Raw genomic sequence first — 11,876 nt, forward strand, 5'->3', positions numbered from 1 at the left:
GTAGAGAAGCCCGTTCCTTCCGGCGGGAAGAATTTACGAATTGTGATCCAGACAGGCGAGTGGTCAAAGCCTGTCCATGACCAAAAACAGGTTGTAACTCAAATAGATCAAATGTTAAAAATATTTTGCTATCAAGTTATCAAAATCAAACAACTTAACTTGTCACCCTCATCGCTCTGTTTTTAACATCGCCTATGGAAAAAAATGGTCTGTTCAGTCAGCGCATACGCTTGCGCCATTTGCATACATTTGTGGCCGTCGCTCAACAGGGAACGCTGGGGCGTGCGGCTGAAACCCTTAACCTGAGTCAACCTGCACTATCAAAAACCCTGAACGAGCTGGAACAGCTTACCGGAACGCGGCTCTTCGATCGCGGTCGTCTGGGCGCACAGCTCACGATCGTGGGTGAGCAATTTCTGACGCACGCGGTAAAAGTGCTGGATGCCCTCAACACGGCAGGCCAGGCGCTGAACCGGAAAGAGGAACCTGCCAGCGATATCGTGCGCGTGGGCGCGCTTCCTACCGCGGCGCTGGGCATTTTGCCCGCGGTGATTGGTCAGTTTCACAAGCAGCAAAAGCACGCCACGATTCAGGTCGCCACCATGAATAACACGATGCTGCTTGCCGGGCTGAAAGCGGGCGAGCTGGATCTGGGTATAGGCAGAATGTCCGATCCGGAACTGATGAGCGGCCTCAATTACGAACTCTTGTTCCTGGAATCACTCAAGCTGGTGGTCCGTCCCGATCATCCGCTATTGCAGGACACCGTGACCCTGAGCCGCGTCATGGAGTGGCCGGTTGTCGTGTCACCAAAAGGTACGGTCCCGCGTCAGAGTGCCGAAACGCTACTCGAAATGCAGGGTTGCACTCTCCCGTCGGGCTGCATTGAAACCCTGTCAGCCTCCCTTTCGCGCCAGCTTACCGTGGACTATGACTACGTCTGGTTCGTCCCCTCAGGTGCTGTCAAAGACGATTTACGCCGCGGCACCCTGACCGCCCTCCCGGTGACCTCGCCCGGAGCCGGGGAACCTATTGGGATCCTGACCCGTGTTGATGCCCCGCTCTCCACGGGCGCACAAGCTCTGCTAAGCGCGATCCGCAAGTCCATGCCAGCCTGATATCCCTGCCCTGGCCCGCCGTAAAGGCGGGTTTCCCTTCTCATGGGCAAATAATGCGAAATCATTCATTAACAATTGCGTAAAACAATTTAACAGTTTTATCATAGCCGCGAATTCACCAAATGGTTCGCACACAAATTTTTATGAGTGAATTTCACGCTATTCAAACGGTAAAAACATCATAACGCCCGTCCTGCATGACCCAGTTGGTACAGATGCGTACAGCACACCAGACGGGCGGGCGTATTTAAGGAGATAGACATGGCATTTGGCAGCGCGCCACGCGGGTTACCTCGTATCCTGCAGTGGCTCCTTGTCGGACTGATGATGCTCATCGGTCTGGCAGTCGGCGGGCTGGGCTTTAAGCTCGCGACAGTGGGTGGAAGCCTGTACTTCCTGATCATGGGGGCAGTGATGGTAATTGCTGCCATCCTGATCTTCACCAACCGCACCAGCGGCATCGTGCTGTATGGTATCGCGTTTATCGCCTCGTTATTCTGGGCGGTAAGCGATGCAGGCTGGGATTTTTGGCCGCTCTTTTCCCGCCTCTTCACCTTCGCGGTGCTGGCGTTCCTGTGCGCCATCGTGTGGCCCTTCCTGCGCGCCGCGAATACCCGTGAGCCGGTTAACAAAGCGCCCGCTTTTGGCATTGCCGCCGTGCTGGCCGTGGTCATGCTGGTCAGCCTGGGCTGGATGTTTAAGCCGCAGACGCTGGTTGCCGCGAATGAATCGGTGCCGGTAAAACCTGTCGCCGAAGGCGAGCAGCAGAAAAACTGGGCGCACTGGGGGAACACGACCCACGGCGATCGCTTTGCCGCGCTGGACCAGATTAACAAGCAAAACGTCAGCGATCTGAAAGTCGCCTGGGTTGCACACACCGGGGATATCCCGCAGAGCAACGGCTCGGGCGCGGAAGATCAGAATACACCGTTACAGATTGGCGACACGCTGTACGTCTGTACGCCGTACAGCAAAGTGCTGGCGCTGGACGTCGATTCCGGTAAAGAAAAATGGCGTTACGATTCTAAAGCGACGGCCCCTAACTGGCAGCGCTGCCGCGGTCTGGGCTATTTTGAAGATAGCTCAAGCGTGACAGCCCCACTGACGGAAACACAGCCTGCAGCATGCCCTCGCCGCCTGTTCCTGCCGACTACCGATGCCCGCCTGATTGCCATCAATGCGGATAACGGCAAGGTCTGCGAAGACTTCGGCGATCACGGCACCGTGGATCTGAGCGTCGGCATGGGCGAAATTAAGCCCGGTTATTATCAGCAGACCTCCACGCCGCTGGTGGCCGGGAATGTGGTTGTCGTCGGCGGTCGCGTCGCGGATAACTACTCCACCGGCGAACCGCCGGGCGTGGTGCGCGCCTACGACGTTCACACCGGCAAGCTGGCCTGGGCGTGGGATCCGGGTAATCCGAACCTGACCGGCCTGCCGCCGGAAGGCCAGACCTACACGCGCGGTACGCCGAACGTCTGGTCAGCTATGTCTTACGATGCAAAACTCAACCTGATTTATCTGCCAACCGGCAACGCCACCCCGGACTTCTGGGCGGGCGAACGCACCGAGTTGGACGACAAATACAGCTCCTCCATCGTGGCCGTCGACGCAACGACCGGTCAGGTGCGCTGGCATTTCCAGACCACCCACCACGATCTGTGGGACTTTGACCTGCCTTCTCAGCCGCTGCTGTACGATCTCCCTGACGGTAAAGGCGGCACCACGCCGGTGTTGGTGCAGACCAGCAAACAGGGCATGATCTTCATGCTTAACCGCGAAACCGGTAAGCCGGTGGCGAAGGTAGAAGAGCGTCCCGTTCCGGCGGGTAACGTTGAGGGTGAACGCTACTCTCCGACCCAGCCGTATTCCGTGGGCATGCCGATGATTGGCAACCAGACGCTGACCGAATCCGACATGTGGGGGGCGACGCCTGTTGACCTGCTGCTGTGCCGTATTCAGTTTAAAGAGATGCGTCATCAGGGCGTCTTTACCCCACCGGGCCTCGACCGTTCCCTGCAGTTCCCTGGTTCTCTCGGCGGGATGAACTGGGGCAGCGTGTCGGTTGACCCTAACAACGGCCTGATGTTCGTCAACGATATGCGTCTGGGTCTGGCGAACTATATGGTGCCTCGCGCGAATGTTGCCAAAAACGCAAGCGGCATTGAGATGGGGATTGTCCCGATGGACGGCACGCCGTTCGGCGCGATGCGTGAGCGCTTCCTGTCGCCGCTGGGCATTCCGTGCCAGAAGCCGCCGTTTGGCACCATGTCAGCGGTCGATCTGAAATCCGGCAAGCTGGTGTGGCAGGTTCCTGTCGGCACCGTGGAAGATACCGGTCCGCTGGGCATTCGTATGCATATGCCAATCCCCATCGGCATGCCAACCCTTGGCGCATCGCTCTCCACGCAGTCTGGCCTGCTGTTCTTCGCCGGTACTCAGGATTTCTACCTGCGCGCGTTTGATACCGCCACCGGGAAAGAGATCTGGAAAGACCGCCTGCCGGTAGGCAGCCAGTCCGGGCCGATGACCTACGTTTCACCGAAAACCGGTAAACAGTACATCATCATTAATGCAGGCGGAGCTCGTCAGTCGCCGGATCGCGGTGATTACGTTATCGCGTATGCGTTACCCGATAAGAAGTAACAGATGAAAAAGGGACCATGTGGTCCCTTTTTTTGCCCGGTGGCGCTTCGCTTACGCGGGCCTACTGGGCTGGTTTTGTAGGTCGGGTAAGCGCAGCGCCACCCGACACTGCTGGCAACTCAGAACGTCTCCCAGTTATCTCCGGAAACCGTAGCCGCCTGGCGCAACGGCACGCCCTTCGCCACTGGCGCAGACGCTACCGCACGCCCCGCCGTTGCCCCGTTCAGCCGAAATGCCCCCACTGCTTCCGTCAGACGCGCACCCTGCTCTTCCAGCGATGCCGCGGCCGCTGAGGCTTCTTCCACCAGCGAGGCGTTTTGCTGGGTGACTTTATCCATTTCAGAAATGGCCTGGCTCACCTGGACAATGCCACGGCTCTGCTCGTCGGACGCGGCAGCAATTTCCAGCATGATATCGGTGACGCGCTTCACCGCCTCGACGATTTCATTCATGGTGTTCCCGGCCGCGACCACTTCACCCGACCCCTGGTCAATCAGGGTCACCGACTCGTTGATCAGGCTTTCAATCTCTTTCGCGGCGTTGGCGCTGCGGCTTGCCAACGTGCGCACTTCACTCGCCACTACCGCAAAGCCTCGTCCCTGTTCGCCTGCACGCGCCGCTTCAACGGCAGCGTTCAGCGCCAGAATGTTGGTCTGGAAGGCAATGCTGTTAATCACGGCGGTAATTTCTGAAATTTTCTTCGAACTGGTCGAGATATTGCCCATCGTTTTCACCACGCCGGACACCATCTGGCCGCCGCGGCTGGCTTTGCCGGAGGCATCTTCCGCCAGTTTGCTGGCATGATGAGCGTTATCGGCGTTCTGTTTCACCGTTGCGGTCAACTGCTCCATGCTGGCGGCGGTCTGCTCAATCGCGGCTGCCTGCTGTTCGGTACGAGAAGAGAGGTCGGTATTCCCCGCAGAGATCTCGCTGGTGCCGCGATAAATCTCTTCTGCACCCTGGCGCACGGTGCCTACGGTGGTCACCAGCGAATGCTGCATGGTTTGCAGATCCCGCGTCAGGCGACCGATTTCGCTCCGGCTTGTCGGATCGTCCGGCATGGTTAAATCACCTTTCGCGATGTTCTCAATGCGGGTGGCAGCCCGCTGAAGCGGGTTAATCACCGTCCGGCGCAGCACCACAAAGGTCATGGCCGTTAACACCAGCGCCAGCGCAAACGCGCCGACCATAAACATCAGCCCAAGCTGTGTACGGGTGTGTGCCTGAGCTGTCAGCGCGCTGGCGCGATCGGTACGGATTTTGATGGCCTTCAGCAGGACGGCGTTGTAGGCGTCATCCAGCGGACGTGCGGTTTCGTTCTCATGATTGATGATCGCCTCAAACATGCCGTTTTTGGCAAATTTGACCATCGGCTGCAGCCCCGCAATATAGGCGTCGTAGCGTGCTTTCAGCTCAGCATCCAGCGCTTCGTCCGCGGAGGTGCGCACGGCGCGATTCATATAGGCGGTAAAGCTTGCCTGTGATTGCTTGATGCGCGTTTCCGCCTCGCTGATGTTTTGCTTCATCGCCTCCATTTCCGCGATACGGCTCGCCGCACCGGCATGGATCATATTAATTCGCGCGGTACGTAAATGGTTGGAGCTGTTCGAAAGCCCCATACGCACCTGAATTTCTGCTGTGACATCCTGCTGATCGGTATCCGCCTGCAACAGGAAATACCCCGCCAGACCTGCGCTCAAGGCAAACAGAAGAATAATGCCACCGAGAATGGAGGAAAACAGCGGAACCAGCCTGATGTGATGCAAGAAGCCCAGCCTGCGCTGCGCCTGCATCGAAGTTGTGTTGTCCATGACCGTCGACTCTCTTATAGGTAAGATGCGTAAAAACACGCCTGTTAGATAGTCATCGGCACGACAGGGATTTAGATTACGGCTAAAAACGCCGCACTGGTCACACTTTAGAGAAGATTATTAAAGAAACGCCAGCGGCGAAAAACCGCTGGCAGAAGAGTTACTTGTCGCCGAAATGAATGACGGTACGAATGGATTTACCTTCATGCATCAGATCGAAGGCTTCGTTGATCTGCTCCAGCGGCAAACGGTGCGTAATGAACGGATCCAGCTGGATTTTGCCGACCATCGCATCTTCAACCATACCCGGCAGTTGGGTACGCCCTTTCACGCCGCCAAACGCCGAACCACGCCACACGCGACCGGTCACCAGCTGGAATGGACGCGTTTTGATCTCCTGGCCCGCACCCGCCACGCCGATGATGATGCTCTCGCCCCAGCCTTTGTGGCAGCACTCCAGCGCGGAACGCATGACGTTTACGTTGCCAATACACTCGAAGCTAAAATCAACGCCGCCGTCGGTAAGCTCAACAATTACGTCCTGCACCGGCTTTTCGTGATCTTTCGGGTTCACGAAATCGGTCGCCCCCATTTCACCCGCCAGCTTGAATTTTTCCGGGTTGGTGTCCACCGCAATGATACGGCCAGCTTTCGCCTGCACTGCGCCCTGAATAACCGCCAGACCGATCCCACCGAGACCGAACACCGCAACGGTATCGCCTTCTTTCACTTTCGCGGTGTTGTGTACCGCACCGATACCGGTGGTCACGCCGCAGCCCAGCAGGCAGACTTTATCCAGCGGCGCCTGCGGGTTGACCTTCGCCAGTGAAATTTCCGCACAGACGGTGTACTCGCTAAACGTGCTGGTGCCCATGTAGTGATAAATCGGCTCGCCGTTGTAGGAGAAACGGGTAGTACCGTCCGGCATCAGACCTTTGCCCTGGGTGGCGCGAACGGCCTGACAGAGGTTGGTTTTGCCGGATTTACAGAACTTACACTCGCCGCATTCAGCGGTGTAAAGAGGAATAACATGATCGCCCGGCTTCAGGCTGGTTACGCCCTCGCCCACTTCAACCACGATACCGCCACCTTCGTGGCCAAGCACCGCCGGGAAAACGCCTTCAGGATCGTCACCGGACAGCGTAAACGCATCGGTATGGCACACGCCGGTATGGGTGATTTTGATCAGCACTTCGCCTTTTTTTGGCGGTGCAACGTCGATTTCAACGATTTTTAACGGCTGGCCTGGACCAAATGCGACGGCTGCGCGTGATTTCATAATGACTTCCCTTATGTGATGTCTGTGGGTTTATTTTAGATAAGAGCGCAGCAAATGGCCGACTTCCGCCATCCGAACTGCCCGCTGATCCGGGGTTGTCTCCCCCGTCACCAGCTCATCTTTGAGGTGAATTTCGACCATTTCGCCCATCAGGCCATTGGCAGCGCCGCGCACGGCGGCGATTTGCTGCAATATGGCAAGGCAGGGTTCGCCCGATTCCAGCGCACGTTCAAGGGCGTCAACCTGGCCCCGAATGCGACGGACGCGCGTGAGAATGCGTTTTTTATCTTCGGGTGAATGCGGCATACGCCCTCCGTTAATATACTATAGGGGGGTATGGTATTTTAGTTGTCTGAGGATGTAAACCTCCCATTTGATGTTGCAACAACAGCAGCGCCTCAACTGCATCTCATAAACCAAGCAAATAATTAGCAAGTTCGGTCAGGATTCTGGCGTTTAGCGGCCAGCCTGCGCCAGCATTTGCAGCTCCTCCTTAAGCCAGCGGGTCGCGCCTCGCTGGCCGCTGCGTTTATGCGAGTAAATTTTCACTTCAAACGTACGTATCGAAAACGGTAAAGGAAAAATCCTCAGGTCCGCTGCCGCAGTCAGCTTCTCAGCGGCAAAACGGGGGATCGCCATCAGCAGGTCACTTTCCGCAACGATAAAGGGCGCGCTGAGCATCGACGGCGTTTTGATCGCGATTTGCCGGGTATAGCCCAGTTGTTCGAGCCGCACGTCCAGAACGCCCTGCTTCTCATTCCATGGCGTCACCACCAGGTGTCGGGCTGCAAGATAATCCTCCAGCGTCAGACGCGTCCGCCGGGCGTTGCTGATGACCACATACTCATCTTCAAACCAGTCGATCTCTTCCAGTTCCGGGTGCCGGATATCATCCTGAGTGCTGAACCCCAGCGCGAGATCCACTTCGCCCGCCAGCAGTTCCGTCAGCGCCGGGCTGTGCGGCAGATAGCGTAATTCGAAACGCAAACCCGGGGCAGCAAGCTGCAGTTTGTGCATCAGCACGGGGAAAATGCACAGCGCGGTAAAGTCCGTAATCCCAATTTGTAAGCTTTCGGTATTGCTGGCCGGGTCAAACTCCGGCTGCGGGGTCAGCTCATGATTCAGGAACGACAATGCGGAAGCAATAGAAGGCGCAAGCTGAGTGGCATACACGCTGGGGGACATGCGATGCCCTTCCCGAAAAAAAAGCGGGTCATTAAGGGTGATACGCAAACGCGACAGCGCGTGGCTCAGTGCCGATGTGCTCATCGCCAGTTCATCAGCGGCCAACCGTACGGAACGGTGGCGGTAAATCGCGTCGAAAACGGGCAGCAGGTTTAAATCAAGGCGTCTCAGTGCCGGATGCATAATATTCATCATTCGTTGATTTCATTGCACTTAATTCTTCGGACAATACTCCGTATGCTTATCGCCATCAATCGAAATGCAGGCTAAAAAAACAGGAAAAACAATGAGCATAACCATTCGTCAGGCCCGTCCCGAAGATGCGGCGGCAATTTACGCCATGATCTACGAGCTCGCCGTGTATGAAAAAGCACCGGAAGAAGTCGTCACCACGGCAGAGGAGATCCGGGAAACGCTCTTTGGTACCGGCGGTCAAACGGAAGCGTTGATCGCGGAATGTGAAGGTAAGATCGCCGGCTATGCCGTGTTCTTCACCAGCTATTCTACCTGGCTAGGACGCAACGGTATTTACATGGAAGACCTGTACGTTTCCCCGGATTATCGTGGCAAAGGCGCGGGAAGAGCGCTGCTGAAACATATCGCGCAGCTCGCGGTAAAACGGCAGTGCGGCCGCCTTGAATGGAGCGTGCTGGACTGGAACCAGCCCGCCATTGATTTTTACCTGAGCATAGGCGCGCTGCCGCAGTCTGAATGGGTTCGCTATCGTCTTGATGGTGAAGCGCTGCTAAGTTTTGCCGAATAACAGCGTCTCTCTGTGCGAGTCTCACGCACAGAGATATATCCGAAAACAGCCCTGCCAGGGGCCGAAATAAACCTTTCGTCTCTCACATCGGCAAAGAGCGGCTATCCTTTAATTACTCACTAAAGGAGGTAAACATGTCTGATATCAATGCCGATAAAAACACCCAGTTCGCTGAAGACAAAGCCAAAAATAAGCTTGATGAACTGGCAGGTTCAGCACAGCAGCAGTTTGGTGAATTCGTAGATTCACCAAAGCATCAGGTCAAAGGTGCGGCGAGAAAATATGCCGCGCAGGCCAGTGATGCCGTTTCTGACGTAACGGAAGCGGTTAAGAATAATCCACTGACCGGGCTCATTGCCGCCGGTGCTGTGGGTATTGTTCTCGGTCTGTTGCTGGGACGCAAATAATAAAGGCCCTCCGGGGCTTTATTTTCTAGCTAAACATTCTTACCATCCTGTCTAATTCTTCCTCTTTCACAGCCCGTGACAGATAATAACCCTGGAAGCTTTTCACCCCCAGCTCAACTAATTTTTCAAATTTCTCTTCACTGTCAACGCCCTCTGCGATGCAATCCGTTCCGGTCATGTCGCTATAAATTTGTATCGCTTTAATGAGATGGTAGTCATTATCATTTGCCACAAAATGTTCAACGATATCCCGGTCTAGCTTCAGCCCGTCAAAATGCACCTGCCTGACGGGGAACAGGGTATGATGGTTGGAGAAGCAGTCGTCCAAAAATAACCTACACCCCGTTTTCCGCAGGAGACGCATGGTTTCAGGGATCCTGCTGTCCTTCATCACATCAATGCTTTCCGCGAATTCAAACACCAGCTTTTCCGCCCACTGCGGTTTGAGCAGCATGCCGGTAGCCTTCCGGGCCATATCCGGCAAGGCATTCCCGGAGGCCAGACGAGGTGGAATATTCACGGAAAAATAAAACTTCCCATTATATTTATTAATTCCGCAAACGGCGGCATGGATGACCAGCGCCGTAATCTTTAACCATATTTCATGATGTGAGATATCATTAAGGAAGCTGGCGGGCTTAACAATTTTACCGTTTTTATTCCAGCGAATAAGTATCTCAAAACCTACCCCTTTTTTATCACGATCGGTAATGATCTGATACGCTGGAAATATTTCCCTTTTCAACAGTGCGTTATAGATATCGACTTCTTTATCGGTGAATCCTTCATTTCTATTGGGCAGGACGTCACGGCTTTCCGCTCTGAAATTGCGCGGATCGTTTAGCCATTGTCTAATCACATGTAATTTATTCATCCCTTCCTTACGGTGAGTATAAATAGTTTTATTAGACAACCCAGTGCTTTCACACTGCTCTTTTACGGACATCCCTCGGTAGAAGCGTAATAAAACATCAATCTCTCTTTTTGTTAAGCCTTTTATTTTTACCTGATTGGCGGATGCCATATATTGGCTGCGTAATAAGCGCGAAAGCTCCTTAAGATTTTCGCCGCGAATATTAAGGCTGGATGCCAAATCAGCAACGCTGGATATACGAATCACTGACAATTGCTGGCTATTATTTAAAAGGCTTCTCAGCGTACAATAGAGCCAACCATCGGGGATGTCACCATACAGGGTTACGCGTCGAATAACGGGCAGCGCGTTCAGCACTGATGCCAGCCGCTTCAGGCTGGCAAGAAGTTCCACAACGCCCTTCCCAAGAAATACTGAAACGCTAGCATGCTGATTTTTAACGATATCTTCAAGATCTCGTTGGCGCACCTCATCTTCCTCAAAGTGAATAAGTGAGGCGTTTATCCCATACTGTTTGAGCAGCAGACAATATCCCTGAAATGTGAAACAACAGGTTGAGATGACAAATTTTTGCTCATCGCAAGCAGCATTTCTGAGAGACGTTTTTTGAGTCATAACCTGCTCCTGGGCACGAAAGCGCCAATCTCATTTTTTATAAATGCAAAAAGCTGAATACACCTGGCTTGAATAATGATTTTACAGCACGCCGAGTGGTTAAGATATCGTTATCGACGCCATTGACCGGAACATCTTTGCGTTAATCACCTGCCCATTATCATGACTGAAAATATATCTTTCTTTTCAAATAACGACCGCAAACGACAGTTTCTCAGGTATAATGAATATTCCGAAAAAGAAGGCTTAACACTTCATCTATCGGTTCATTAAACACGAGAAAAACGCTATGGATAATCACATCTCATCCAGGGCCTTGCTACATCGAAGGGATGTTATAAAGCACAACCCGCGATTCGGCGAGGCAATATTAGAGCACTACACAATTAATGATACCATCTACAAAAAACAACCTTTGTTCTACAAGACAATGCTGCAGGAATCACGATTTAACATTATTCTCTCCATGTGTTGCTTTATTTTTGGAAATCAGGCCGAATCCGTTTCAGAGATTAAAGAGTTATGTTCACGCTATAAAATAGCCAGCCCCAACAGCGTCATTGCGATCATTACGATACTTCGAACCACCGGGCGCATCAGGACCTGGCGCTGTACGGAAGACAGGCGAAAAACAAGAATTGCCCCAACCGAAAAAGGATTGAATGAACTTAAACGCTATATGTCCGGCGCATTTATACCCGTCAGCATTCTGTATCCTGCATTTAATATTGACGTCAATTTGTTGGATAATGATATTTTAAGAAATAACTTTTTCCGGCGCGCGGCGGAATACCTTTTTCGGGGGTTAACGTTCAGGAAAGTTTTACCGGAAGTGGGGTTATTTATCGATAAAGACGGAGGCCGGATGATTATGCTATATCTTTATCTACAGGCGGTAAAAAATAAATCAGCACATGGCGCAATTATTGATTATTCTGCCAGCACGCTCGCTAAAGAATTTTTTGTTTCACGCATTCACGTCAACCGAATTATCAAAACGGCGCAAGAGGCGGGCTATCTTAAAGATCGGGGTGATGGAAGGATGTCGATTTACCCGGCCTTTATCGAACTGGTGGAAAATTATGCCGGTTTGTATTTCGCGTATGTCACGCATTACATCAACGTGGTTCCGAAAGAACGACGCCACCTCAATAACGTGACGTCAACGGTATAATTAA

The 11,876-nt window shown here is 53.5% G+C and carries 10 protein-coding genes; 5 read left to right on the top strand and 5 right to left on the bottom strand.

All coding sequences use genetic code 11. From position 1 onward, the window contains the following. Positions 1 to 194 precede the first annotated feature (194 nt). Positions 195 to 1,118: a LysR substrate-binding domain-containing protein gene (locus tag KK102_RS01780; protein WP_216356808.1), complete on the top strand. Its 924-nt coding sequence runs from the start codon at positions 195 to 197 to the stop codon at positions 1,116 to 1,118. Positions 1,119 to 1,379: 261 nt separating this feature from the next. Continuing rightward, the gene (locus KK102_RS01785; RefSeq protein WP_216356809.1) at positions 1,380 to 3,764 is read left to right on the top strand and encodes a glucose/quinate/shikimate family membrane-bound PQQ-dependent dehydrogenase; all 2,385 of its coding nucleotides are present in this window, start codon (positions 1,380 to 1,382) and stop codon (positions 3,762 to 3,764) included. A gap of 119 nt (positions 3,765 to 3,883) precedes the next feature. On the opposite strand, the gene KK102_RS01790 is transcribed toward KK102_RS01785, so the two are convergent. The 4 genes from KK102_RS01790 to KK102_RS01805 all read right to left on the bottom strand — a co-directional run bounded on the left by KK102_RS01790 (position 3,884) and on the right by KK102_RS01805 (position 8,234). Beyond that, positions 3,884 to 5,575, bottom strand: a complete 1,692-nt coding sequence (locus KK102_RS01790; protein ID WP_126544632.1) for a methyl-accepting chemotaxis protein — start codon at positions 5,573 to 5,575, stop codon at positions 3,884 to 3,886. Positions 5,576 to 5,735: 160 nt separating this feature from the next. After that, positions 5,736 to 6,854 carry an S-(hydroxymethyl)glutathione dehydrogenase/class III alcohol dehydrogenase gene (locus KK102_RS01795; protein ID WP_010430994.1) on the bottom strand — a complete coding sequence of 373 codons (1,119 nt, stop codon included), beginning with the start codon at positions 6,852 to 6,854 and terminating at the stop codon, positions 5,736 to 5,738. A 30-nt stretch (positions 6,855 to 6,884) separates the two neighbouring features. Beyond that, positions 6,885 to 7,160 carry a metal/formaldehyde-sensitive transcriptional repressor gene (locus KK102_RS01800; protein ID WP_063451370.1) on the bottom strand — a complete coding sequence of 92 codons (276 nt, stop codon included), beginning with the start codon at positions 7,158 to 7,160 and terminating at the stop codon, positions 6,885 to 6,887. Between the two features lie 150 nt (positions 7,161 to 7,310). Then, complete coding sequence (locus tag KK102_RS01805) at positions 7,311 to 8,234, bottom strand: LysR family transcriptional regulator (RefSeq protein WP_216356810.1); 924 nt, start codon at positions 8,232 to 8,234, stop codon at positions 7,311 to 7,313. A gap of 91 nt (positions 8,235 to 8,325) precedes the next feature. On the opposite strand from KK102_RS01805, the gene KK102_RS01810 reads away from it, so the two are divergent. Beyond that, on the top strand, positions 8,326 to 8,802 hold the full coding sequence (locus tag KK102_RS01810; protein ID WP_216356811.1) for a GNAT family N-acetyltransferase: 477 nt from the start codon (positions 8,326 to 8,328) through the stop codon (positions 8,800 to 8,802). A 134-nt stretch (positions 8,803 to 8,936) separates the two neighbouring features. Continuing rightward, a complete protein-coding gene (locus KK102_RS01815) occupies positions 8,937 to 9,209 on the top strand; it encodes an ElaB/YgaM/YqjD family protein (RefSeq protein ID WP_010430933.1) in 273 nt (90 codons plus the stop codon). A gap of 25 nt (positions 9,210 to 9,234) precedes the next feature. Here the strand turns inward: KK102_RS01815 and KK102_RS01820 are convergent, their stop codons facing one another. After that, positions 9,235 to 10,698: an EAL domain-containing protein gene (locus KK102_RS01820; RefSeq protein ID WP_216356812.1), complete on the bottom strand. Its 1,464-nt coding sequence runs from the start codon at positions 10,696 to 10,698 to the stop codon at positions 9,235 to 9,237. A gap of 289 nt (positions 10,699 to 10,987) precedes the next feature. Between KK102_RS01820 and KK102_RS01825 the strand changes: the two genes are divergently transcribed. Then, positions 10,988 to 11,872, top strand: a complete 885-nt coding sequence (locus KK102_RS01825) for a helix-turn-helix domain-containing protein (protein ID WP_126544626.1) — start codon at positions 10,988 to 10,990, stop codon at positions 11,870 to 11,872. The last annotated feature ends 4 nt before the right edge of the window (positions 11,873 to 11,876 follow it).

It is taken from the genome of Enterobacter quasimori (assembly GCF_018597345.1).
Lineage (GTDB): Bacteria > Pseudomonadota > Gammaproteobacteria > Enterobacterales > Enterobacteriaceae > Enterobacter > Enterobacter mori.